General features: G+C 33.4%; 26 protein-coding genes and 1 riboswitch. Of the genes, 9 read left to right on the forward strand and 17 right to left on the reverse strand.

Translation table 11 applies throughout. The annotated features are described in order from the left end of the window. From ACWG0P_RS05160 to ACWG0P_RS05175, 4 genes are all read left to right on the forward strand, one after another. Window positions 1-1,111: UPF0236 family transposase-like protein (locus ACWG0P_RS05160; protein WP_455800803.1), on the forward strand; the 1,111-nt coding region annotated here is incomplete at its 5' end. Beyond that, the gene (locus tag ACWG0P_RS05165; protein ID WP_455800804.1) at window positions 1,084-1,362 is read left to right on the forward strand and encodes a hypothetical protein; all 279 of its coding nucleotides are present in this window, start codon (window positions 1,084-1,086) and stop codon (window positions 1,360-1,362) included. The genes ACWG0P_RS05160 and ACWG0P_RS05165, both read left to right, overlap by 28 nt. 243 nt (window positions 1,363-1,605) lie before the next feature. After that, a complete protein-coding gene (locus tag ACWG0P_RS05170) occupies window positions 1,606-2,610 on the forward strand; it encodes a DNA cytosine methyltransferase (protein ID WP_455800805.1) in 1,005 nt (334 codons plus the stop codon). Continuing rightward, window positions 2,607-3,428 carry an Eco47II family restriction endonuclease gene (locus ACWG0P_RS05175; protein WP_455800806.1) on the forward strand — a complete coding sequence of 274 codons (822 nt, stop codon included), beginning with the start codon at window positions 2,607-2,609 and terminating at the stop codon, window positions 3,426-3,428. Before ACWG0P_RS05170 ends, ACWG0P_RS05175 begins: the two co-directional genes overlap by 4 nt. Before the next feature lie 188 nt (window positions 3,429-3,616). On the opposite strand, the gene ACWG0P_RS05180 is transcribed toward ACWG0P_RS05175, so the two are convergent. Beyond that, window positions 3,617-3,751: a hypothetical protein gene (locus tag ACWG0P_RS05180; protein ID WP_455800807.1), complete on the reverse strand. Its 135-nt coding sequence runs from the start codon at window positions 3,749-3,751 to the stop codon at window positions 3,617-3,619. 141 nt (window positions 3,752-3,892) lie between these two features. Here ACWG0P_RS05180 and ACWG0P_RS05185 point away from each other — a divergent pair, with 141 nt between their 5' ends. Both ACWG0P_RS05185 and ACWG0P_RS05190 read left to right on the forward strand, forming a co-directional pair. Continuing rightward, on the forward strand, window positions 3,893-4,216 hold the full coding sequence (locus ACWG0P_RS05185; protein WP_455800808.1) for a hypothetical protein: 324 nt from the start codon (window positions 3,893-3,895) through the stop codon (window positions 4,214-4,216). After that, on the forward strand, window positions 4,209-4,838 hold the full coding sequence (locus ACWG0P_RS05190) for a hypothetical protein (RefSeq protein ID WP_455800809.1): 630 nt from the start codon (window positions 4,209-4,211) through the stop codon (window positions 4,836-4,838). Before ACWG0P_RS05185 ends, ACWG0P_RS05190 begins: the two co-directional genes overlap by 8 nt. A 1-nt stretch (window position 4,839) precedes the next feature. Here the strand turns inward: ACWG0P_RS05190 and ACWG0P_RS05195 are convergent, their stop codons facing one another. From ACWG0P_RS05195 to ACWG0P_RS05230, 8 genes are all read right to left on the reverse strand, one after another. Beyond that, window positions 4,840-5,901, reverse strand: coding sequence for a tetratricopeptide repeat-containing glycosyltransferase family 2 protein (locus ACWG0P_RS05195; protein WP_455800810.1), 1,062 nt, complete (start codon window positions 5,899-5,901; stop codon window positions 4,840-4,842). Window positions 5,902-5,947: 46 nt separating this feature from the next. Continuing rightward, window positions 5,948-6,781 carry a collagen-like protein gene (locus ACWG0P_RS05200; RefSeq protein ID WP_455800811.1) on the reverse strand — a complete coding sequence of 278 codons (834 nt, stop codon included), beginning with the start codon at window positions 6,779-6,781 and terminating at the stop codon, window positions 5,948-5,950. A 90-nt stretch (window positions 6,782-6,871) separates the two neighbouring features. Then, the gene (locus tag ACWG0P_RS05205; RefSeq protein ID WP_455792279.1) at window positions 6,872-7,978 is read right to left on the reverse strand and encodes a patatin-like phospholipase family protein; all 1,107 of its coding nucleotides are present in this window, start codon (window positions 7,976-7,978) and stop codon (window positions 6,872-6,874) included. A gap of 69 nt (window positions 7,979-8,047) precedes the next feature. Then, a complete protein-coding gene (locus tag ACWG0P_RS05210; protein WP_455800812.1) occupies window positions 8,048-9,952 on the reverse strand; it encodes a BglG family transcription antiterminator in 1,905 nt (634 codons plus the stop codon). Between the two features lie 123 nt (window positions 9,953-10,075). Then, window positions 10,076-10,417 (reverse strand): PTS lactose/cellobiose transporter subunit IIA, encoded by a 342-nt coding sequence (locus ACWG0P_RS05215; protein ID WP_455800813.1) that lies wholly within the window; start codon window positions 10,415-10,417, stop codon window positions 10,076-10,078. After that, window positions 10,410-11,849, reverse strand: coding sequence for a glycoside hydrolase family 1 protein (locus tag ACWG0P_RS05220; protein ID WP_455800814.1), 1,440 nt, complete (start codon window positions 11,847-11,849; stop codon window positions 10,410-10,412). The genes ACWG0P_RS05215 and ACWG0P_RS05220 overlap by 8 nt, the downstream gene beginning before the upstream one ends. Next, the gene (locus ACWG0P_RS05225; protein WP_455800815.1) at window positions 11,846-13,099 is read right to left on the reverse strand and encodes a PTS sugar transporter subunit IIC; all 1,254 of its coding nucleotides are present in this window, start codon (window positions 13,097-13,099) and stop codon (window positions 11,846-11,848) included. The genes ACWG0P_RS05220 and ACWG0P_RS05225 overlap by 4 nt, the downstream gene beginning before the upstream one ends. After that, window positions 13,096-13,419: a PTS sugar transporter subunit IIB gene (locus ACWG0P_RS05230; RefSeq protein ID WP_455800816.1), complete on the reverse strand. Its 324-nt coding sequence runs from the start codon at window positions 13,417-13,419 to the stop codon at window positions 13,096-13,098. Before ACWG0P_RS05230 ends, ACWG0P_RS05225 begins: the two co-directional genes overlap by 4 nt. Before the next feature lie 806 nt (window positions 13,420-14,225). Here ACWG0P_RS05230 and ACWG0P_RS05235 point away from each other — a divergent pair. Next, window positions 14,226-14,726 (forward strand): hypothetical protein, encoded by a 501-nt coding sequence (locus tag ACWG0P_RS05235; RefSeq protein WP_455800817.1) that lies wholly within the window; start codon window positions 14,226-14,228, stop codon window positions 14,724-14,726. Window positions 14,727-15,065: 339 nt separating this feature from the next. On the opposite strand, the gene pta is transcribed toward ACWG0P_RS05235, so the two are convergent. Further along, window positions 15,066-16,040, reverse strand: a complete 975-nt coding sequence (gene pta / locus ACWG0P_RS05240; RefSeq protein WP_455800818.1) for a phosphate acetyltransferase — start codon at window positions 16,038-16,040, stop codon at window positions 15,066-15,068. A gap of 147 nt (window positions 16,041-16,187) precedes the next feature. Next, a riboswitch (THF riboswitch) is annotated at window positions 16,188-16,285 on the forward strand. A gap of 57 nt (window positions 16,286-16,342) precedes the next feature. On the opposite strand from pta, the gene ACWG0P_RS05245 reads away from it, so the two are divergent. Then, entirely contained in the window at window positions 16,343-16,900 is a 558-nt protein-coding gene (locus ACWG0P_RS05245) for a folate family ECF transporter S component (RefSeq protein WP_455792259.1), read from the forward strand. A 97-nt stretch (window positions 16,901-16,997) separates the two neighbouring features. After that, window positions 16,998-17,480 (forward strand): hypothetical protein, encoded by a 483-nt coding sequence (locus tag ACWG0P_RS05250; RefSeq protein WP_455800819.1) that lies wholly within the window; start codon window positions 16,998-17,000, stop codon window positions 17,478-17,480. A 230-nt stretch (window positions 17,481-17,710) separates the two neighbouring features. On the opposite strand, the gene ACWG0P_RS05255 is transcribed toward ACWG0P_RS05250, so the two are convergent. The 7 genes from ACWG0P_RS05255 to proC all read right to left on the reverse strand — a co-directional run bounded on the left by ACWG0P_RS05255 (window position 17,711) and on the right by proC (window position 26,058). Then, window positions 17,711-18,826, reverse strand: a complete 1,116-nt coding sequence (locus tag ACWG0P_RS05255) for an iron-containing alcohol dehydrogenase family protein (RefSeq protein ID WP_455800820.1) — start codon at window positions 18,824-18,826, stop codon at window positions 17,711-17,713. After that, the gene (locus ACWG0P_RS05260; protein WP_455800821.1) at window positions 18,823-19,155 is read right to left on the reverse strand and encodes a hypothetical protein; all 333 of its coding nucleotides are present in this window, start codon (window positions 19,153-19,155) and stop codon (window positions 18,823-18,825) included. Before ACWG0P_RS05260 ends, ACWG0P_RS05255 begins: the two co-directional genes overlap by 4 nt. A 14-nt stretch (window positions 19,156-19,169) precedes the next feature. Then, window positions 19,170-21,017, reverse strand: a complete 1,848-nt coding sequence (locus ACWG0P_RS05265; RefSeq protein WP_455800822.1) for a beta-glucoside-specific PTS transporter subunit IIABC — start codon at window positions 21,015-21,017, stop codon at window positions 19,170-19,172. Beyond that, window positions 21,014-22,483 (reverse strand): glycoside hydrolase family 1 protein, encoded by a 1,470-nt coding sequence (locus ACWG0P_RS05270; RefSeq protein ID WP_455800823.1) that lies wholly within the window; start codon window positions 22,481-22,483, stop codon window positions 21,014-21,016. Before ACWG0P_RS05270 ends, ACWG0P_RS05265 begins: the two co-directional genes overlap by 4 nt. Before the next feature lie 185 nt (window positions 22,484-22,668). After that, the gene (locus ACWG0P_RS05275; RefSeq protein WP_455800824.1) at window positions 22,669-23,550 is read right to left on the reverse strand and encodes a MurR/RpiR family transcriptional regulator; all 882 of its coding nucleotides are present in this window, start codon (window positions 23,548-23,550) and stop codon (window positions 22,669-22,671) included. Between the two features lie 762 nt (window positions 23,551-24,312). Beyond that, the gene (locus ACWG0P_RS05280; RefSeq protein ID WP_455800825.1) at window positions 24,313-25,227 is read right to left on the reverse strand and encodes a sulfite exporter TauE/SafE family protein; all 915 of its coding nucleotides are present in this window, start codon (window positions 25,225-25,227) and stop codon (window positions 24,313-24,315) included. 21 nt (window positions 25,228-25,248) lie between these two features. Next, window positions 25,249-26,058, reverse strand: coding sequence for a pyrroline-5-carboxylate reductase (proC, locus tag ACWG0P_RS05285; RefSeq protein WP_455800826.1), 810 nt, complete (start codon window positions 26,056-26,058; stop codon window positions 25,249-25,251). Between the last annotated feature and the right edge of the window lie 12 nt (window positions 26,059-26,070).

Consider the following 26,070-nt stretch of genomic DNA (forward strand, 5'->3'; position numbering starts at 1 on the left):
CTTTACTTCTAGATCAACTTTTAATTACACAAATATTATTGAATCTTTAGGTAAGGAAATTTATTCACTTGCGCAAGATTCCTTGAAGTCATGGCTTGAAGATATGGACTTTTCTTTTCGTTTTTCTACACAACAAAAAGAAAGATACTATGTTAAAAACACTCGTCCTAGAACGATTATTACTCCCTTTGGAGAAGTAACCTATACAAGAACCATTTATTCCTTTAAAGATGGCTCAGATGGTCTCTATACACATGTAGACGAAATTCTTGGGATTCCTAAATATGATCGCTATGATCCTTGTGTTAAATCCATGATGATTTCTCTTTACGCAAACCACAATTCTATGATTAAAGTAGGGAAAATCTTAGGCGAACATATCTTTTCTCCTTTTTCTCTTGATGAAAAACGATTTCTACACGCAATACCTAGACAAACGATTCAATCTACGATTAAAAATCATCCTCAAATTGTATTCTCGTTGAAAAAACGTGAAATCACTCCCGAATCACTTTATGTCATGGCTGATGAAAAATGGATACCTCTTCAATCACATGACAAGGAAGGAAATAAACAAAAGCAAATGGTAAAAGCCGCTGTAATATTCGAGGATATCTGCAATGCCTTTACAAATGTAGAATCAAAAAAGCCTAGACATGAACTTATTAATAAGCACATTATCTTAAATTCAGAAAGCGATTTTTGGGGAACGACTTACGAAAGAATTAATGAATTGTATGATTTGGAGAAAGTAAAGAATATTCATATTCTAGGAGATGGAGCATCATGGATAAAAGCAGGTAAAGATATTATGACCACACAAAACACAAAAGCAGATTTCTCATTAGATAAATTTCATTTACATCAATCTTTAACCAGAATCGAAAAAGACAAAGAAATAAGAAATAAATTATTTGAGTATATTGTTCTTGATAACGATAGAAAGTTATTTAGAAAACTCATTGTGGTCTTAATAAGCGAATCACCACATCGTGAAGAAGTATACGTAAAGAGGCACAGTATATATCAAATAACTGGACAGCCATACAATCCGCACACTTCAATCTCTCTATGGGATGTAGTATGGGAAGCGCAATCTCTCATTACTTAGCCTCAACATTTACGAGTGTGCCAAAAGTGTATGGAAAATCAAACCTTTCAAAATATGTAAGTAACAGAGAACATCAGGTTAATAACGTTGACTTATCCAAGTTGTATATTCAATATCTTGATTATGAAGAAGAAAATGACAAGATTATAATAAAGGATTCTTTGGATTTTTCTATATTTGAACATAATACACAAGGACAAGGCAAAGCATCTACATCAAATTATATAAAAGGATTCATGGCAAGACATTGAAGGCTGCTCGCTACGCTCACAGCCTTTCAATATAAGATTTAATTTTATATGGTAATAATTCCACACTTACTTGACACTAACAAAATAAATTGAAAATCGGAAAAAGGTTTGCTACGTAAGATTTAATTTATTATTCTTTTAAACATTCCGTATAATATCATACGGAAGTATATTTAATTGATTATATTACAAGAATATTGTATAATCTCCTAAGAGTAAAAATCGATTTTACTGGAGGTTATTATGCTAAAAACTATAGAACTTTTTGCAGGGGCAGGAGGCTTAGCTCTAGGAATCGAAAAAGCAGGATTCAAAACAATCGGATTAGTAGAAAGTAATAAATTTGCCGCAGATACATTAAAAAAAAATCGACCAAATTGGAATGTAATTTGCGATGATATTGCAAATATTTCTATTTTGGATTTAGAGTCTTACTTTAATATAAAAAAAGGACAATTGGACTTATTATCTGGAGGCGCACCATGTCAGTCTTTTTCATATGCAGGTAAAAAATTAGGTCTAGATGATGCTCGAGGAACATTGTTTTATCACTATGCTATTTTCTTGACTAAACTTCAACCTAAAATGTTTCTATTTGAAAATGTCCGAGGTTTATTAACACATGACAAAGGACAAACATATACAGTCATTAGCGAAATATTTGAAAATGCTGGATACACTATATGTAAGAAAGTTCTAAATGCATGGGATTATGGTGTTCCACAAAAAAGAGAAAGGCTAATAATAATTGGTGTGCGGAATGATTTAGCAAACACTATTGATTTTGAGTTTCCGAAAAAACTAAAATACAAACCTGTTTTACGGGATATTCTTTTAGATTGTCCTGTAAGTGATGGTGCACAGTACTCTGCATATAAAAAGTTTTTATTTGACATGGTTCCCCCAGGAGGATACTGGCGGGATATTCCCGAAGAATATGCAAAGAGTTTCATGAAGAGTTGCTGGTTTATGGGTGGAGGAAGAACTGGTATTTTGAGACGATTAAGCCTTGATGAGCCCTCCCTCACTGTTTTAACATCTCCAAGCCAAAAACAAACAGAGCGTTGCCATCCTCTTGAATCAAGACCTTTTACAATTCGAGAGAATGCACGATGTCAAAGCTTCCCTGATCAATGGGAATTTTGTGGAAGCATAGGAGAACAGTATAAGCAGATTGGAAATGCAGTTCCAGTTAATCTAGCTTATGAAATTGCTAAAATGATAAAAAAGGAGTTGAAAAAATTATGAGTTGGCCTCTAGACTTTATATCCAAAAATGATTTAAAAGAACATATTGAATTAACAATTGAAAAATATGGTGAGAAATTAGAACCCTTCAACCTTACTAGATTCAATAAAAACATTGTAGATCCTATTAAGCTAATTTTTGATAAATTTGTATATAAATCTACTTGGGAAGAAATAGTTAAAAATGAAATTTTTAGACAGAGAGATAAATCTAACAATAATGACATAGGCTATTTTCATCAACGCATTTTCCAATACATTGAAAACTGTCATGTACCAGCTAATGGAGAAGAGGGCGGATGGGATGTGATTTTCGAAGATCCCGCTAGAATAAATTTGCCTGAAGGTGGTACAGTTTCCAGAATTTATGTTGAAATGAAAAACAAACATAATACTATGAATTCTTCATCGTCAGGGAAAACTTTTATAAAAATGCAAAACCAACTCCTTAATGATGATGACTGCGCATGCTTTTTAGTTGAAGCAATAGCAAAAAAATCACAAAATATAAAATGGGCTCCAAGTGTAGACGGTAACAAGGTTGCACATAGATATATTCGCAGAGTAAGTTTGGATCAGTTTTATGCAATTGTTACTGGTAACGATAATGCTTTTTATGATCTATGTTCGATACTTCCTGAATTAATAGAGGAAGTGGTAAGTAGTTCAGAGCGAATAAAAACTCCGGCTGATACAGTTTATGAAGAATTAATCTCTATGGTTGCCAGAGATTCCTCAGAATCTAAAGATTTATCAATAGCATTAGCTATATATTTGCTTGGTTTCAATTCATATGCTGGGTTCAAAGACTCTGTCTAAATGAAATATCTCCCATCATTTCTCCGCTGGTTTATAATAAACCAGCTTTTTCATTACATTTTCCTATAGTATAACTTTACCGCATCCAATTATTAAAATGAAAATCCGTAATATTAAAAACACTATGAAGATTAAGACACTCATTCTTTATTTTGAAATGCCTAACTTATTCGAATCTTAAAAATCAATCAATAAATAAAATCATAATTTGTAAACAAAGAAATATTATAAAAGAAATAATGAAGCTTATTGAAATCATCTTTATTGATTACAGTAACACTGAATTTATTATTGCTCACTATTTGTTTAGTCTTGTTTTTCATAATTTAATCTTTTTACCTAATAACTTTCTCTATCCACATATACATTTATTATGTTATTATAACAGCAGGTATAAAGTATAATTTACATAAAAAGCAATGAATTTCATTTGACATAAAGAACTTAAAAAAGGCAGGAACAACATGACAAAGAATGAATTAGCAACAATCAAAACAAAGCACAAAGATTTATCCTTTTACACTGACTTATTCTCAAAACCCATTTGGGGAGATATGGGTGAGGATAGCGCATCAATTTATTTAAGTGTGGTTGATGATTCTTGGCATTTACATTTCATTCGTACACAAAGTGGTGAACCTTATCCATTGAGTGAGACAGTTTGCAATATCATTGATGAATATGAAAAAGATTTAACAGATGATGAAGTTTATGATTTTTTAATGTTGCATAAAAAAACGAAAGAGTTCGAAGACTTTTTAACAAATGGGGTGAACGCACATGAATGATAAGAATATTATAAAATTCTCTAAATGTTGTGCACATCTTTATGGAGCTGTAACATTGAAAGACATCAAAGATACAATCCATCATTACAATCATGAGGATGTTGATGAAACTACAATCAAAGAAGTTCTAGAAAAATTTATTTCAAAAAGGACAACGATTCAACTTTATAATAATTTTGTATACAAGGCAAAGATCATCGATACGCCTACTACAATAGAACTTCTATACAACAAAGCTTCCAGCCATGAATTTTATTATCCTGATAGAAAACCAGTATTTTATGCTTTTGAATCTAGTGCGTATGCAGATATTACATATCCACATTCCAAGAATCTATTTAACTTTATAGAACAACATATTATGAAAGGTGATACGTATTGGATTGCGGATGACATAACAATGAAAATTGCAAGTATCTTTATGTCAGGGTATGGTCCTGATCATGTCATGGATATCTTATTTACCGAGTATAAGAAAATATTGTCTATCACGGAAAACGAAATTAATGAGCTCCTTGATCTACTTATAAATGCACATAATAATACACGCCGATATGATTTAAGAGGCTTTACACCTATCGAAGTACAAAACAACGTCAAATCAAAGCCTTATCTATATTAAACTAAAGAAATAATTCTCTATTCTTTTCTACTTCTTTACTAGCTGGTTTATATTGACCAGCTTTTTCATTGTATTCTTTTGCCTTATCTTTATCTCCTAATCTCCACCAACATACACACAACTGCAAACTAGGAATATATCCATAACAATCCCCTCTTACGAATGCTCCACTATGATCATTTCTTTTTGCGGTGAGTGCACATTCATACCAAAAGACAGCTTGTTTATAGTGTTCACGATCAAAGAAATGTTTTCCAATATCACAACACAGTTCAGCTCTTGGTGTATCATAAAGAAAACTCTTAAAAAAGCATTCTAAGGCATGCTCTTCTTGTCCCATAAAATATGCACAATATCCCATCATTTGACATGCATCAATGTTGTTTTCAATCCAACCTTGTTTCCCCTTTAAAAAGGTTTCAAACATAGCGTAGGAATCTTCATAACGTTGATGATAATATAGTTCTCTTGCATAATAAAATTGTTCTCTTGGACTTAAGGCAACACCTTGTGCTATGAGATTTTCAAAGATTCGTATATTACGTTTTGGGTCAGCGACATGCACTTTTCGATGGGTAATCGCAATTTCCTCATAACGAATATTTCCTCTTAATGAAATCACTTCATGAATGACGCCTTCCCAAACATGTGTTCTATCATTCTTTATCAAACGTTCTCTATAATATGAAAATACCGGAATCCCTTGTTCATCAAATCCAGTATGATACTTCATCATCACGATATCCTCTGTTCCATTCATTGACTGTTTAAGTGCTTGAAATTTACGTATATCTTCACCTAGTATGATATCATCTGCATCCAACCACATACAGTAATCCTTAGTAGCTTTTGAAAAGGAATAGTTTCTGGCTTTAGAGAAATCTTCACACCATGAAAAATCATACACATTATCTGTGTACTCCTTTGCGATTTGTTTTGTAGTATCACTACTACCCGTATCTACAATAATAATTTCATCTGCGATTTGTTTCGCACAATCCAAACATCTAGCCAACACGTCTTCTTCATTCTTTACAATCATACACACACTAATACTTATCATATGATCACTCCTTGTTATGTACAAAAGGATAGTTTCCACCATCCTTTTATGAATTGATTTGATAGATGATGAGATACGCATTGATTGTTTCATTCTCGTTGCATAGTACAAGTGGTTCTTCACTATCTGCCACAAGTCGAATGGTATCATTTGTATGAAGTGTCAAAATAATGGTTCCTTGAACAAAGCTTTGTCCAATTGCCAACATTCTTGATTCTTCAATAATCATGGTATTATTCAACTCTAAAGCAATCGCATTTCCACTCTCCATACAATTTGAAATTCTACAACCAAACTGTACTACATACGTACCTTGATGTGCTGCACACAAACTACGATAATCATCTACTACTGTAAATCCGCTTTGGATCTTACTGATGTCAAATATCAAGGCCTCGGATGGACAGATGTTCTTATTGGTAAATGCAAATAAGGATGCGGAAGCAAACTGTAAATTTGACGCATCTTTTCCAGCTGGACCAGTATTTCCTTGAGGTCCTTGTGGTCCTTGAAGTCCCGTGGCACCTCTTGTGCCGGTTGCCCCAGTAGCACCCTTTTCCCCTCTTGGTCCAGTTGCTCCAGTTGCACCTTGAATCCCTGGTTCTCCTTGTGCTCCTGTAACACCTTGTGGTCCACGTGCTCCTTCAATTCCTTCTCTACCTTGTTGTCCTTGTAATCCTCTAGGTCCCTGTATTCCTCTTGGGCCTTGTGGTCCCATAGGTCCAGTAGGTCCAATCAACGGTTCACAATTACACCCACATGAACACCCACACTGTTCACCACATGTAAAATCTTCTTCATCATATACATCGCACTCTTCTAAAGGACGGCAATCAAAATCAAGATTATCAAACTCATTCTCGCATTGATTTTGGAACATAACATTTCCCCTTTCGTTTCAATTCCATGCTCTTGTTTCAATCTATCTTATGCGAGAGTAGGCAAATGTGTTAGTATTTTCGCACATACTTTATGCAAAATGACCTAGACAATGAAATGTACATGCTGCTGTTTCATACCCATGTTTTAAAATACAATCAAAATCCTTCACAGGAACTCTTTCCAAAGATGTCTTATAATCTTTAACAAAATTAACCTGTTCATCACTCAATGCAGATTGTACAATTCGTTTACTTTCTTCATCGGATAATTTGCTACGTTTTACTATATCCACAACACGTGTTCCTATATCTAAATACACTCCATTGTGTTGTTCTCTAAACATATCTTTGATACTTGTACTGCGTAATGTATTCACTTGGTTCATATTAATATCTAGCAATCGTTTTAAATTGCTTATAGAAAAGCTCATTGTACGTGTTTTATGAGAAATACCAGTAGATGCATTACTTACAATCAAATAGTTCACAGGACGTATTAAAGAGTCCTCTCCGCGCATTCTAAACAATGGATCCAGTCCCATATTATCGTAGACTCCTCCATCCCATAAATGCAGTATCTCATCCCTAGGTTTAATAGTAATCGTTCCTGTTTTATCGCACCACGTATAATCCTTCGTCTTTAATTTATATGGGCCAATCAGTACAGGAAATCCTGCACTTGCTGCCATTGCATGAGAAATACGAATATGAGGATTCTTCACATGAGCGCCATCCGTTTGTCCCATTTTCACACTTGAGATTCGAAAATCTTTTCCTGTTTCAAAACAAGTAGTATTAATAGTCCACAGTGGATGTGAAGCAATGCTATGCAAACAACCTTGAATATGCCATCGTTTTTCCATCACATTCCCTAATAAATTAACTTTCTTATCCCAATAATAAGGACTTACAATCAAACGAAAAAGTGCTGTCCATTGAATATCTTTTTCCGTGATATACTTTTTTACCTTGGGCAGCACTTTCTTCAAAAAGGTCTCATCATCTGGCCATGTATTATCGTTACAACCATAGATGAGTCCCATACATATACTGGCACCTGAAACTGTTGAAATATGAGCAACACTCCCTAATAAGTGTTGCTCTGCCAGATACTTCAACACCCCTAAATGATATACAGCTGCTCGCATTCCCCCACCCGATAAGGCAAGTCCAATCTTCAGTTCATTCTTATTCAATCTATCCCCCTCACCATACTATTCCCTAATAGTAAAATGGTTCTTAGATAAACTCCTTAATAAACTATTTTATAGAATCAAAATATCTTCTATTTCTGACATGAATGTAGTATAATCACTACATTTAAGTAATCGATCTACGTTCTCTTGTTCATACAATGCAGCAATCAAACTATCAAAAATCCCTGTAAAAATATCGTGATCAATTTTGCTAAATCCAATTAAAATTATCAAATTTACATCGAACTCTCCCCATCTCATAGGTTTGCTATTCATTACAATGGAGAGAAACGACTGCTTTGTATTCTTGATTAACGAATGTGGCACAGCCACATGATTTGGAAAGGATGTACTTGAAATTTTCTCTCTTTCCAACACTTCATCTTCATAAAAACTATCACATAAGCCTAAATTCTGACAATTGTTGCATAAAATTTCTATCATATCTTCTACAGAGTTAGCATACAGTTCTTTAAAAAATAATTTTTCTCCAACGAACTTCCTCATATTATCACTGATTTGTTTTCTCTTCCTATTTAATTTGATGTGAATCAATGCCTCTCTTATACGTTTTATATCATCATCTGATAATAATAATCCGATTTGAATCTGTGAGAATTGCATATCAAAATCTATAGTATTCATTGTAAATATCATTTCAGTATCCATAGGCACCTGATTGATATGTTCAAATGGCAAAACTTTATTTATACAAATATCATTTTCGAAATTATACATCAATTTCTCCAAACATTTTTGATGCATATTATGATAATTCATATACACAAAGCAACACTTAACTCGATCTTTTTTGAAATTATCATTTTCTAAGTAAGCACCTATATGAAACGCTAAAAATGCTATTTCATCATCTGCTATTTGCCCATAATTCATTGCTTTTAATTCTCCAGCTACATAAACAGCCATATCATAAATAAGAGGATATTCTTTTTTTATTTTCAAAGAGAGAGGATTACTTGTAGAAATATTATTTTTTAGGCGCGAACATAGATTTTTAATATGAATTGTAAATTTTATAAAAAAACTGTCATCAAATCCCTCTAAAAAGAACATATCGGTGAGTTTCCTTATAATTTTTTTCGATAATTGTATGTATTCTTCATCTATAAACTGTTCTATATTTTCTCTGTTTATTAAAGCATCCATGAGGGTAGTACTATTAGATGAGATTAATAAAGTCAAATAATATATTTCTGCTTCATTCATCTTTACATGATATAATTCACCTAATAATCTCTCAATTTGTAAGGCAATACGATAATCATGTGTTTTCTTGATTTTAGAAATTTCGACTACTTCCTGTAAAGATTCATGTGCATGTATTCTAGTTATGATAACTGTGATATGTAATGCAATGTTATTAATTTCATAATCATTTGCATATACACTTTCTTCTACAAATATTCTGTGCAGTTGTTGGCATAACTGTATAAAATCTATATCATTTACTTTTGTTAGAACATCATTATATAACTTAATAAACTCATTCACATTTTCTTTGTTAATTAAATAGCTCATTAGCTTTCTTTTTTCACGCTCATTTCCTTCTAGAGCAAGATGTTTTCTGTTCTTTTTCACATACAAATGAAACTGACTCAATGTATCTTTGCATTTTCTTAATTCAAGTTCTAAAGTCGAATCACTTATATACATTTCATCAGCTAAATCATAAAAATCTAAACTACTGCAACATAGTAACTTTCTAATAATATAATTGCTTCTATTTTCAATTTCTTCATAATCTTTTTGCAATTCATAATGGGTAAAGTTTTCGCTCAATTTATACCCTTTATATGAAGATAATATACAATCGCCATATTGCTCACTGGCTTTACGAACATAATTTCTGATCGTTCTTGAGGAAACTTGAAAATATTCCGCTAATTCACTTGATTCCACCCAGGTCCCTTTTCTTTCAAGAAATTGTAAAATTAACTTACTATTGATTGTCATATCGAACCCTTCTTTTCTTATATAATAACACACTCAGATTATCTTTTTATTTCCAAATTTTACCTAATTAAAAAAGGCAAAAGAAGCAGTATACCTGCTTCCTCACCCAAGCTCTTCAAATCTTCAATGGTTTTTTTCGATTTCTGAAAACCGTTCATCGATTCTTTGGTACATCTTCATTAGTTTTTTTGTGATGCGAATTTCACTAGCTATTGTCATTAATGTATCTTGCGCATGTGCAAACAACATATAATATTCAACCTTAACACCTGCTGCCTCTTGTTGAACAATCTTTGTATGAATCATATGCGCATGAATGATTTCTTCATCACATAATGCCATGTTTTCATTAGCCAGCTGAAAATCAAACTCATAAATGTAATTCAATGCTTTTTCACAATAAGTCCTTGCATCCCCCGCATGTAAGATAATGCTCATTGCTTGGTCTATCAATTCTTCATTCATAATACTTTTCAACGCCTTTCGAATTTTTGATATATTCTTGATACCAATAGTAGCTCTTCTTTTTTATCCTTGGCAACGTAGGGTCATCAAAATCGATAAATACAAGTCCATAACGCTTATTATATCCATTCACCCAACTATATAAATCAAAGGTTGACCACACGTAATATCCTCTTACATCAACACCTTCATTCATAGCTTTTTCCATAGCCTTAATGTGTGATAATAGAAATTCTATACGACTATCATCATTGATTTTTCCATCTTCAACATGCTCGTGTAGTCCAATTCCATTCTCTGTGATATATACAGGAATATTATTATACTTATCTTTGATTATCATAAAAGAATCGTATAAACCATCAGGATAGATTTCCATATCCCAATCAGAATACACTCCATTAGGATCTTCAACTCTTTCAAACATTCCTTTTACATTCATAAGTTTCTTTACTACAGAACCATCTTCTTGCCTAACCCCATTATTATTTTCATTAAAGCAAGTTGGTCCCTCTGAATATGGTTTTACAAACGCCCTCGTATAATAGTTGATGCCAAGGAAATCTACCGTACCTTTCATAAATATCTGCTTATGATCTTCTTTCATATAATCCAGTTCCATATGTTTTTGTAGTTCTTCTATAAAATCATTAGGAAACACTCCATTAACAGCAGGGTCAAGAACCCAATTATTTAACACATTGTCTGCCATCCTTGATGCGAATAGACATTCTTTTTCCTGATTTATGCCATATACGGGATGAATATCATGAACGATACCTATCTTGCCTTGCAATTTCATATCTCGATATAGATTAACTGCCATGGCTGAAGCAAGCATATAATAATATCCTGCTCTTACAAATCTCTTTGGATCTTTTATATGAGGTGGATAATTCCCAACTCCATAACAGCACATTAAATTATACACAGGTTCATTTACAGTTACCCATAACTTTACCTTATTCCCATATTCTTCGAAACATACTCTTGCGTATTCTTTAAATGCAATTACAGTGTTGATATTTTCCCATCCGCCTCGTTCTTCTAGTGCCATTGGTAAATCATAATGGAAAAGTGTTACATTTGGTTCTATTCCATTTTTTAATAGACAATCGAAAACACGGTGATAAAACTGAATTCCTTTTTCATTAATTTCATCAGTTCCGCTTGGCATAATACGTGCCCATGATATAGACATACGAAATGTATTTTGATTTGATTCTTTTAAGATTTTTATATCTTCTTCAAAACGATGGTAAAAATCACTTGAAACATCTGCATCTACGTGATTAATATTTAGTGGAGAGTCATGAGAGAATACATCCCATTGAGTAATTCCTTTGCCATCGATATTCCATGCACCTTCACACTGGTATGCTGCAGTCGCAGAACCCCATAAAAACGAATCTCTTGTATGTTTATTCATCATTTACACTCTAACTCCTTTTGTTCAAGTTCTGTTTCTTGTTTATCGTAAACCTTGAAGAATGGATAATAAATAAGCGCTGCAATCGAGAAACATAACAACATCAATAGGATTGCATTCAATGAACGTGTAATTAACCATGTACTAATAGGATATGGACAATACCATAAATTGAAAACCATATCTGGTATTGGAGCAAAAACAACAATTTTTGTAAAAAACCAAATTACACAAGGCAGGACAATTGCAGTAAGCCACATCGGAATCATAAGTAATGGGTTCCATGCAACACATCCATATACAATAGGTTCATTAATATTGAATAGGCTTGGAACTAAGCCGACTTTCCCTAATGTTTTTAATTTTTGCGACTTTGCTCTTAACAGCATGAATACAAGCGGTAATGTACATCCTGTACCACCAATCATCATATAAGTAGAGAATCTTAATTCTTGCGTAAACATATTTAAATCTGATGCATTTGCCATACCGTTGCTTGCCAACAAAACATTACCTGCAATTGCAGCAAGTGTAACTGGCTCAGTAATAGGACTTAAAACCCAATTAGATATACCTAATGAATATAAGAACACCAATGCAAAATCAAATAGAATCCATCCTGGTAACGTTTGAATAAAACTCGTCAATGGTTTAAATAGAGATTGGATTAATGCATATACATCAATATTAACAACAAGCACACCTAGCCAACCTAATAGTGTAATGACACCTAAAGGGATCATTAAATCAAACATATTTTTAACAAATCCAGGGAGAATAGAATCTTTCTTAAAAAATGAAAAATTGTGGAAAACTTGAAATACAAGAGACACAATCACTCCAATTATGATAGAAACAAACATTCCACCTGCGCCTAATGCGCTACTGCTAAAACCTATGGATTCACTCGCTTCGATTTGTGGTGTTGCCACTATCATAAACAAAGTTAGACCTGCAATTGCCGCCGCAAAGCGATGATTGCGAAATTTTTTCTTTTCACAATAATTGAATGGTATTAAAAAACTAATAAAGAGAGATAATTTTCCTATGGTCCATTCATATCCTGTCCAAAATGAAAATGGTAATGTTACATATTCTTCTAAAATAGATAACAAACAAAAGAACGATCCTAACATAATCACTGGAAGTAGTAAATTAATAGAGTCTTTTATCGTGATAACCCAAATGTTTCCATTAGCTTTGTTCATAATCGGAACAAAGTGTTTTTCTAACCAATTCGTAAATTTCTTCATAATTTCTCCTTTTCATCCATTGAATTTAAGGCACTTTCTAAATGATCCAATGCCAATTTTCCGTCTAATCTCGCATAGTACTCATGTTTCATCACAAAAAGTTTGGTCTGTGTTCGTAGTTCTTCCCTTAACTCTTCCTCTAAATAAGCTAAATGTGGTCCTATCATCACACAGTCAACTTCATCGATATAGTTTTGAATTTCTGATTCAGAATGTGCTTCTATTTCATAACTTAAATTTCTTACTTTAGCTTCTTTCCTCATGCTAGCCGCCATAAATCCGCTACTCGCTCCTGAGCCGCATAGTAATATAATTTTCATTGCCTCATCTCCTTTTCAATTCACGTGAACTTACACTAACATCATATAGTTTCTTTTCGAGAATCTCAAATAATCATCATTCCGGACTTCCGGAAAATAACAGATAAATGATTTTCCTTATGTTTTACATCAAGGAATCTACTATTTTGACTACGAGAAAACTAAATATCTCATTTCTTAAATTCTAAACATGATGGTACATATATCTAAACGATTTATCCGTAAAATAAAGAAGGAAATCTCATTATCAAGTAATGCCACACAAACATCACTATACATGGTGAGAATGAGCCTTTCTTGGTAAATCTTAAACCGTAAAATTGAAATATTGTGATAAAATAATGAAAAACACATAATTTTCCACAGTTTAGACATTATAAAACCACAGCTTTCGGGTATAATTTAGACAAGCAAGTGATAAAAAGACTTGCTTGGTATGATAATCCCCCAAATAAATCATACTTTTCTCCCTTTCAATTATAAAAATATAATGTAGTTAAAAAATGCACTGATCTCCCTCGGTGCATTTTTTTGTTATCTATTACAAATAGTTTATCTTCAAGTTTCATTGGACATCCAGTGTATTTATTCGCATGATAGCGAGTAAAAACTAATAGAAATCTTTGCACAAGAAGAGCAATTACAAAGTAGTAAAAATATGAACTCTAACTGAAACTTTAAATAACTGAAATAAATCCAACAGTCTCGTACATCATCAAAATCCGTTTTCGTTATAGTGTAGTTATTCATAAACACTAGACTAAATAATATAAATAGTATATTATTTAGAAAAATGGAGAACAATTATGGATGAAAATTTCATTGAAATCAAATGCATTTATCAAAGAAAAGATATATTATTTTTTTATAAAAACTATTTAAGGTTAGTGCCTATTCCTGTATTATCTATCATCGCAGTCCTATATCTTTATTCACCTATCATATATGATAGCCTTACAAATAATTTTTCTGATCGTAATCTTATGATTAGGCATATGTTTACAGTAGTATTTTTTGCATTAAATATTTTATTCTTTGTCAAATGTGTAAGTATACTTAAAAGGATAAATTCACTTCAATTCAAAGATGCTAAAGTATCAATAAATAAAAATGATTTTTGTACATTTGATAACCTTATAATTTCAAAAAATTATATATTCTTCAAATGTAATGGTAAAGTCAAAGTTGCTGTTATCGATATCCAAGGAAAAAATAAACTTGAAGAGTTTCTCAGGGAAAATGATATTGAATATCGAAGTTCAGATTCACCTTTTCCATTGAAAAATTATGTAAAGAACAAATACTAAAATAAATCAGACGCAAACATTAGTATTGAATACCTCGATTTCATAAGTGGAACATCCAACAATGAAATAGAATCCGTCACTACATTGAAAAAAAACATAATTTTCCACATTTTTAACGTTATAAAACCATAGCTTTTGGGTATAATTTAGACAAGCAAGTGATAATAAGACTTGCTTAGTATGATAATCCCCCACATAAATCATACTTTTCTCCCTTTCAATTATAAATATAATGTAGTAGAAAAACACCGATCTCCCTCGGTGTTTTTTTCTTATTTCAAATATATCTTTATGATTTACTCAACAAAAAAGCCCGTCATAATAGACAGGCATAATATATTAGATATCCATGTATTTCTGTGCTGCAGTTACGATTGCCATTTTGTAAACTTCTTCCGCATTACATCCACGTGACAAGTCATTGATTGGAGAGTTTAACCCTTGTAGGATTGGTCCAATTGCTTCATAATCACCTAAACGAGATGCGATTTTATAACCGATGTTTCCTGAATCGATATTAGGGAAGATAAAGGTATTGATTTTACCAGCGCATTTTGAATCTGGTGATTTCAATTTCGCAACTTCTGGTGATACACAGCAGTCAAACTGAATTTCACCTTCGACTTCAAAATCTAAAGGCATACGTTTCAAACGAGTAGCGGCCTCTTTTACTTTAGAAACACTTTCCCCTTTTGCTGAACCAAGAGTTGAATAAGATAATAATCCTACTTTAGGTTCAATACCAAACTGACGGATAGTGTGTGCTGTTTGTAGTGTGATTTCTACTAAGTCATCAACCGTAGGGTCAATATTAATAGAACAGTCTCCCATAACTAATTGGTCTGCCCCATCTTTCATAAGAATGAAGCAACTAGAAACGATAGAATTTCCAGGTTTTGTTTTTACCAACTGTAACGCAGGACGAATAGTATCAGCAGTAGAGTATGTTGCTCCACCTAATAATCCATCTGCACAACCAAGTTTTACATACATTGTACCAAAGAAGTTTCTGTGTAGACATGCTTCTCTAGCAGCTTCTTCGTCTAATTTACCTTTACGAAGTTCGACTACTTTTGTAATCATCATTTGCATATTTTTGTATTCGATTGGATCCAATGTCTCAAGACCTTCAATATCCCAACCATTTGCAGATGCAGCTCCCTGAATTTCTGCTCTATTTCCTAGTAGTACTGGAACTAGAATATTTTCTTTATGTAGACGAATTGCAGCTTCCAGGATACGTGGGTCAGAACCTTCTGTAAATACGATTCTTGTACCTTTTCCCTTAATTTTTTCGATTAATGTATTAATCATTGATAAATCCTCACTTTCCTTACCATTATTTATTATACACCGACCATTTGCATATAAAAAGGCTTTTTTCACAAATGAAAAATTTCACAAGATAAAATGTATAAAAAACTTGTATTTTTATACAATACCCTCTATAATTCTCTCATAAGCAGAGTAGGACCAGAGGCGTTAAGTACCACCTGAACGGGGAGTTGTCAGGCGGGCGAAAAGTTTATCTTGCGATTTCTGGTTCGCATCCCGCTGTTGCATATAAAGAGCAATCTCTTTTTCTATATGCAATATGGAAAAGGAGGTATTTTTTTATGAACTTTGCGAGTTTAGTTTCAAAGGCTTCACAAGACATGAAGGATAGTGCGAAAGAAATCAAAAAGGTTTCATCCATTTGTGGGTGTGCGATGTTCACCGCCATCGACATTATTCTAAAAGCAGTACGTATTGATTTTAGTGCATTTTTAAGTATTGGTTTTTCAAGTTTAGCAGTGGCGGTGTCCGCATTATATTATGGACCTATTTTAACAGGTTTAGCTGGAGTCATTGCGGATACTTTAGGATATCTTATACATCCTAATGGACCATACTTTCCAGGTTTCGCAATAAGTGCATTTATTACAGGACTTATTTATGGATGTTTTTTCTATAAACAAGAAGAGATTTCATGGAAACGTGTCATCTTAGCACGACTAAGCATCACCATCGTTATCAACCTTATCCTAACTCCATTATGGTTGAATATGATGTATGGTACTTTATTATTTGCAGTACCTAGAATCATTAAAAATATTGTGATGTTTCCTCTAGATGCATGGCTCTTATACATTGTGTTAAAGACAGCCAAACGAATACAACCAAAAAAACGTTAGAAATTATAACGTTTTTTTTATATTCGTAACTCTTTCTTCATATCTTACGTACTCCTTTGTAGTAAAGTAAGGCTATAAAAGAAAAGAGAACATAGAAATGAGAGAATCTTCAACCGATCTAAATATTGAAAGAGGAAAAGTACTCTATAAGAAGTGTCATTTATATTTATTGTTAAGCTGTATCGCAATGATCTTTATCTTTAAAATTTTGTTAATGTATTGTCTTTCTAATTTAGGTGGTATCTCATTCTTTGATTTTGAAGAAGCTATCAGTAGCCTATTCCCATATATTCTTGGTTTCGTTCCTGTACCAATTGCGTACAAGTTGTCCAATAAAGCTTTTAAAACATCTTTGTTGCTTCATATAGTATCCTATCTATATTCTTATCTATATATCTATTTTACGTTCAAAGGTTGTGAATGGATGTTTTATCCACTCACATCTCAACAATGCTATATCAATCTATTACAGATTACAATAGGCACTGTTTATCCTGCATATCTTATTATTTGTGGTATACAATTATGGAGGCTATGTACGAATCAAGATATTAAATCTTTTATAGAAGCAAATAAGTAAACCGATGTGTATTGGTTCATTTAGACAACAAAAAGGCCCTTAAAGGGCCAATACGTATTCTGAAGTAATAATTTAATGCGTGGGTGTATCTACTATTTTCAAAAATAAAATCCTTTATAATATGATCCCTTTGCTGAGAAATACATATACGAAGGAGGGACTGATTCCATATTTAATTTAATGATAGATTCATTCAATATTGATAGCACGAAAACAAATTCGTTTTTAAACTATATACCCTTTTCCATCAGTTTCTTAAATAAATCACGGATATCTTTTTCACTTACCTCAATTGGATTGTTCAAAAGATTTCCATTTTGGCAATCCTTAATTATGCATTCTAATACATCATCAGTAATTTCGTAGTTTTCTAAATGAGTAAGCATTCCAATTTCTTCTTTCAGATTTTGAATGTACTTTATAAACGTTGCTACTTCTTTAAATCCGATAGTATTGACCAATTCCAATACTCTTTCGCAACCATGTTGATGATTGAACTCAATAAAGTACTCCATCGTTAATGCACATGCTTCTCCATGGGGAATATTTAAAATATTTGTTAATGGATAGGAACATGCATGCATAGATGTGGTTTTTGGGATTTGAAACGCTAGACCTGCAATGAGTGAAGCTTCCGACATTTTTTCTCTAGCAACTTTATCTAAAGGATCATGAACTACGATACTCAAATATTTGATGACAAGTGTAATTGCATGTATGGCGAGCGCATCGCTAATTGGTTGGTGATGCTTACTCCAATACGACTCCAAAGCATGACACAAAACATCCATTCCAGAGCAGGCTGTAATATAGGGAGGCAAGGAATGTGTTAACATAGGATCTACGATCGCTAGTTTTGGATAAAATGCATGGGATACCAGTGGTTTTTTAGTACCTTTTTTATGATTTGATACTACACTTACACAAGTTACTTCGCTTCCTGTTCCTGCAGTTGTTGGAATTGCAATTACAGGAATGCTTGAAGATGGTATATCCACGCCACTTTCTAACCAATCCCTATGTTCATTCAGCACTGCCACAGAAATAATCTTTGCTAGATCAATAACACTTCCTCCACCTAATGCAATTATAAAATCAATTGGTTTATTCCCGATTCTGTGAAGACATTTCATGCAGTCTTCATAATCTGTATTAGGTGAAGTTTCACTGTATACATGTACTATTTTTTGATTGGATAACATCTTAAGTTTATCCACATATCCTCTTCGTTCAAAGGAAGGGGATGTGATCAACAATCCCCGTTTTCCTTCTATGTGCTTTGTTATTTCTTGAATGGTGTCATTTCCAAAAATAATTTTTGTTGGTTGTACATATTGCCAATTCATATGTTTTCCTCGTCAGAAAGTTGAAGTGTATAGTGCACATAAACAGAATCAAATCCCTTCACTGGAACCCATCCTCGAATACGATTTTTTTCTGGACGATCACATTGTGCACTCCTTGTTTTTAATAGTTGTGCAGATTTACAGCCTCTGTGCGAAGAGGGATCACCAACACGTGCACAGCATACTCCTACTTTAAATCCTTTTTCATCTGCTATTGGATTTGCAGCTAGTACAATATGTGTTTTATCAATCAATCGAACAGGTCCTGGAAACGCATCCCACATACAATGAAATGCAGTTATTATTTCTTCTAAATTTTCTTTTGACATCTACTATCTTCCTTTCATTTTTTTAACGATAACATTGCATCTGAAACTTCTATGTGATCCGTTGCGACTACACAAATTGAGTTGTATGCATTTGTATTGGTGATTATGATCGGTGTAATAGTATCATAACCAGCGTTTGTGATATATAATATATCAAACGTTAGCAAGGTGTCTCCTTTTTTAAAAGAATCCTTAACCTCTACTTTATTTTCAAACCCTTTCCCATTTAATTCTACGGTATCAATTCCAACATGAATCAGCATTTCAATTGTACCATCATTATTTTTTATACCAATCGCATGCTTTGTTGGAAATAATGCTACCACTGTTCCATCAAACGGCGCAATTATTTGTCCAACGCTAGGTTTTATACAAACACCCTTACCTAAGGACTCACTTGAAAATGCCTCATCTTGAATATCCTGTAGAGCAATGAGCGTGCCACTCAATGGTGAACTTACAACACTTATATCCTCGATATCTTTATGATTTAAATCGTTCTCCTTTTCCTCTTCCCATCCAAATAGTAACGTTAATACAAAGGTTACTACAACGGAAACAATACCTGCAATACATGCAAACAAGAAGTTCTGTATAAATGTATTGGACGCAAACATTGGAAAAGATAATAAACATGGTCCTGAGAAAGCAAATGCTTTAATTCCTAAAAACCCTATTAATAAGCCCGATATTCCTGATCCAATCATGGATGCGATTAAAGGTTTTTTTAATCTTAAATTGACACCATAAAGAGCTGGTTCCGTTATACCACCAACACATGCCGAAATTGCTGCAGCTGTTGCCGTTGCTTTTAGTTCTTTATCTTTTGATTTTACAGCAACTGCTGCTGCAGCCGCAGCTTGTGAAAAGTTATATGCAAGCATGGCAGGCAGTTGTAGAAAATCATATCCCAAGGATTCTAGATTACTAAATATATATGGAAATACAGCGACATGCATTCCTGCCATAACAACAAATGGTAACAAAGCAGAATACAAACCAATAGTTAACCAGCCTACCTTTGTATACATAAAACTTAAAACGGATGCCATTCCATTTCCTATCAACATTCCCAAAGGTGCTAATACGATTAAAATAATCGGTATACAAACAAGCAAGATCACAAGTGGTTTTAGCAAGGTTCTTCTCCAACTTGTAAAAAGTTTATCAGTAATTGGTTCCACTTTCGACAATAACCATACACTTAAAAGTGCTGGAATTACAGTCGATGCATACGATGCAGAAGTAATCTGTACATTTAGAAATGATGAATTCCCCTTTGCTAATATAGCAATTAATTCAGGATGCAATAGGATTGCGACAAGCGTCATTGCCAATGGTGTATTACATTTGAATTTTTTTGATGCAGAGTAAGCCAACAGTATTGGTAAGAAGTAATATCCAACATCACCGATAATCGTTACTATTCTGTACGTTGATGTAGCGGATGAAACACCCATTAAATCAAGTATAATAATCAGTATTTTAACCATTCCACAACCAAGAATAACGGGGATAATTGGCGCAATTGATCCAGAAATTGCATCTAGTATGCTAGATCCCCATCCTTTTATTGAAAACTTCTTTTTTGTTGTCGCGCTCTGTTCTTCACTCACATCAATAAGGTTCATAACTTCTTTAAAACAAATCGCTACGTCATTTCCAATAATCACTTGGTATTGTCCCCCTTTACGAACAACACCCAAAACATTGGCAATCTCTTTTACCTCCTTATCATTAATTTGTGTATCATCGATCAAATCGAATCGTAAACGCGTCATACAATGGGTCAGTGAACGAATGTTCTTAGAACCACCCAATGTATTCACAATTATCTTTGCCGTGTTTATATAATCTTTCATTTTCCTTCTCCTCTATTTTGTATTTCGAGATCCTCTCCATTGGAGTGTACGACTCTTTGATACCAATAATAGCTCTCTTTTGGAAAACGCCTCCCTGAACCCTTTCCATAGTCGTCAATATCTACATAAATGAAACCGTATCGTTTACTCATTTCACATGATGAAGCACTTACAATATCTAATGGTGCCCAAGCAAAATAACCTTTTATATCCACACCATCTTGTACTGCTAGTTTGATTTGCTCAATGTGTTCTTTAAAGTAAATTTCTCTGTATTCATCATACACACGTCCATCTTTATCCACTTCATCATAGTAGCCACAACCATTTTCAACGATGTATATCGGTTTTTGATAACGATCATAAAATTCATTTAACAAGATTCTCAAACCAATAGGATCGATTGTCCAACCCCATGTATTTTGTGGTAAATATGGGTTTCGATAGGAACTTCTTTGATTATTGTAGCTTTCTTCATCACAAACTCTAGAATAATAATAGGAGAAGCTAAAGAAATCTGCACAATTTTTTAAAACTTCTTCATCTTCTTCTTCGAATGTGATATGAATATTATTTTCTTCGAAGTAGTGAAATACGTAGTTTGGATATTTCCCTCTCATTAAAACATCTGCTGGAAAATACTCCATCTGATTTCTACGCAATGTTGCTAATACATCTTCTGATTTGCACGTTGCTGGATATGCAATATCACCATATTCCATAACACCAATTTGAAGGTTAGGATAATTGGCATGAGCATATTGTGTTACCATAGCACAAGCAACCATTTCATGATGTAATGCTTGATATTTTGATGAAATAGGATCGTCACTACAATCTTGTGCTACCCCTAGGTGATTATAACTTTCATGAACAATCATATTAATCTGATTAACGAGTATCCAATGTGTAACCTTCTTATGATAGCGATCCAATACAATGTTTGCATATCGATTAAAAAATGTAATGGTATCTCTAGATAACCAACCATTATAATTTCTAGCCAAATGTAGAGGCATTTCATAATGACTTAGAGTTAACATGGGTTCCATACCATTCGCAAGTATTTCATCAATCAACGCATCATAATATGCCAATCCCTCTTCATTTGGAATCTCCTCATCCCCATTGGGAAATATTCTAGACCAATTGATAGAAGTGCGATAGGCATTTAACCCTAGACCATATTTCCCCAATCGTCTCAAATCATCTTTAAACGTATGATAGAAATCAATACCACGTCGTTTTGGAAATATTTTCGTATCATCGCTTACACATTCTTCAACATACGCACGTGTCATTTCCGCGGTATATCGCTTTGTAATTTCAACATCTCTTCTCCATTCATCAATATCTGTTACACTAATGCCTTTTCCCCCTTCATCAAAGGCACCATCCATCTGACTGGACGCAAATCCTCCTCCCCAAAGAAAGGTATCAGGAAATTTTTTTCGAACACGATTCATAAGATATTCTCCTTATCATATTTGCTTGTTTGAACGTTCGCCTCTAAGCAACTCTATCGTAACATCCCATCATAGCGCTTACAATATTTCGAGTACATTATGATTTTGCATTTCGTTATTACTTCTAATTTTTTATGTTATTACGAAATGCTATTTCGCAAAAAAAAGAACCCATCGCTTGGATTCTATTCTTCATCCAGTATATGAGAAGTCGAAAATCTGCCTGGTTCAGCACGTTTTCCTAACTCTTTTCGATCACGTAAGAATTTTGCATAGTTTGTTTGAAAGTAACAGGAATATAATATATCAAGCATTAATTTCATCGATGTTTGCGTTGAAAACTCCGCGATTTTTGAATATAATCGCTCTCTCGTTGTAATTTCCAAAACTACATCCGCCTTATTTCGAATACTATTTTCTCCCAAACTTGTAATTGCGATAATGGAAAGACCTTTTTCTTTATACATCGTTGCCATTTCTTTTAAAAGAGGAATTTCACCAGAATAGGAAATCATAATTGCGATATCATTATGTTCAATTATTGGATATGTATATAACTGCTCACCCGTTAATTCCGTTAATTCAACCTTTTTTCCAAGACGTCGCATTTTAAGCTGGAAATCTTTTGCATAGAGTAATGGAAAGCTAATTGCCGCAATATGAATTGTGTTTGCTTTTACTATATAGTCAACCGCTTGATAAAGGGCTTTTTGATTTATCAAACAAAGTGTATCATCAATGGTTTCCTTCATCAAGTTTCCAATACGATTCGCAATCGTTAAATACCCATCAACACTATAAAAAGGAAGATTCGCATCAATATTATTAGTATTTCGATCTAAATATTCTTGTTCTCTTAAAAAGTCATGCTTTAATTCATCAAATCCTTTATATCCAAGTCGCTGCGCAAGTCGCGTGAGTGTTGCGGCAGACGTATATACTTCCATAGCTATTTCCTTTGCCGTTTTCTCACGTATACGTTGCTTCTGTTCAAGCATATAATCAACTACAGATTGTTGTGAATTTGAAAGTTTTTCGATGTGTTCCATTTTTTCAATGAGCAACATTATCTAATCTCCTATCCTTGCAAATTGGCAATTTATGTTCGTAAGATGTATACAAATAGTACTAATACTCTTCTCATATAATATCATATGAAATTATGCAATTCAATCGTACACAAACGTGTAATGATATCTGATTCTATATAGAATTAAGAAATTAGTTCAATATCATATATATCCTCAGCGACAATACTTGTCTTATCTACAAAATGTACGACTTGGCATGATATTAAGTGTCAGTGAGAATATAGCACTTAGTTACTGATATAAAGAGATGTACCTCAATTTAATAAAGAAGCTGCATCAATGATTGTGAAGAGTGGTTTGATTTGATTTCAAATGCATTTATTTAAGTGGATCTTTCAAAGCATTCTAAATTAATAATTACCCTTAAAAATTGGAAAACTTAGATACTCAACTCATTTAAAAAATTTAGCAACAGAAAGAAACTGAGTAATGCATCTTTAGAAAATATAAATGAACAGATATGAACATATTTAGCTGTTTCAAATGATGTGTCTAATTTTATGAGACTTAGAAAATATTGCATTTCTTCTCCTAATCTAAAATCGGTTTTCTCAATAACGGGTTACTTGAGATCAGATAAAACATCTAAAAAGTATAAAAGTAAAGCAATCAATTTTATATTTCTCAGCACAATAAAAGGTGGTATATCCCAGCTACTCCTAGCCATGAATATATCACCTATCTGTTATTCTATAAACTCACTGGTGTATATTATTCGTATCACTATTTAATACTATTTTATTTTGCTTCTACTGTTTTTGCAGTCTCAACTCTTTCTTCTTTCGTTTGCATTTTACTTAATCCAGCACGTAACATAACTGTTGATGTATATACAGTAACTGCAACTACAATCCATTTCAATACATCAAGAGGCATTGATTTGATAACCAAGGATGCTATTAATGTAGCAATAGAACCAAAGATACACATGGATAAAGCAGATTTACGATTGTATGCATTTTCCTTAATAAATTTAACGGATGCAGGTGGCATTAAAAATGCACAAGAACCCATCATGATTGGAAATGCTACATCTGGAGACATTCCTAATAAGAAGATTAATACCATACAAGGGTTATATAATCCAACACCAGCTGTCATCAATGCTCCTAATATAAAGTTTACAGAAACAGCAATAACTAATTTAACACCAGATAAACCAATGGAATTTCCACCTACTGGGAACCATCCCATCAAAGATGAGAACATGATAAATGCAGTACAAGCAAGTGCAAATCCCATAACTAAACGAATTCTTTTTTCTGACATTCTAGAAACGATGCCCGCACCAAGTACGGCACCCGCCATTGCGGATATCAGCATAGCAACTAAGGTAATAGCTTCTACCTTAACAACAGTTGTAAAGATAATTGCTTGTAATAATACAGGAATACAGTTTGCAACATTCATCGTTCCTGGAATAAGTTTATCTCTTGTTTGCTTTGTAAATTTTAATAATGCAGTTTGAGGGGCAAAAGCACCGATACCTAGTGGATCAAAGAAGTTTACCAATGCTCCAATGGCACCCGTCTTAACCCAAGAAGTGTCTTTTTCAAACTCGTGTTTATGTTTGTAAATATCGATTGCAAAGTAAATTGTGTAACTAATTAACAAAACCCATAATACGCTAAGTATGATTGTAGTCGCATCCATTTTAATTATTTCTCCCTATTCTTATTCTGACATCATTTTTGATTTGTCAGCGCATGCTTTCATTGCTTGCATGATAGAAGAACGAAACCCAGTCTCCTCTAGCTTAGCAACTGCAGCTATTGTTGTTCCTCCTGGTGAACAAACCATATCTTTTAGTTCTCCAGGGTGTTTTCCTGTTTCCATTACCATTTTTGCAGAGCCATACACTGCTTGTGCAGCGAAAGCATATGCTTGTGGTCTAGGCATTCCTTCCACAACAGCAGCATCTGCCATAGCTTCGATTAGCATGTAAATATATGCAGGTGATGACCCACTTACCGCTGTCACGGCATCCATTAATTTTTCAGGTACGATTTCACTTTTACCAAAACTATTAAAGATGGCAACGATTTCTGCAGTTTCTTCTTTTGTAACATTGTTTGATGGTGAAATTGCAGCCATTCCCTCTCCTACTAATGCAGGAGTATTTGGCATTGTTTTCACGATTTTTACATCTCTATCAAATAATTTTTGAACTGTAGCACTTGATTGTCCAGCCGCTATCACAACGATGATTACATTTTCTTTTACTACGTTTTTAATCTCATTGATAACGATTGGATACAAGAATGGTTTAACAGAAAGAACGATGATATCACATTCTTTTGCTAACTCCACATTGTCTGTCGTTACATTGACACCATAGGATGCCTTCATACTCTCTAAACTTTGTTCATTGATATCTGATACATAAATATTATTTTTAGAAACAATGTTCGCCTTAATGATACCGCCAATCATTGCTCCTCCCATATTCCCACTACCAATAAATCCAATTGTCTTATTCATCATAAGTTCCTTTCT

The sequence above is a fragment of the Amedibacillus sp. YH-ame6 genome (assembly GCF_053848845.1).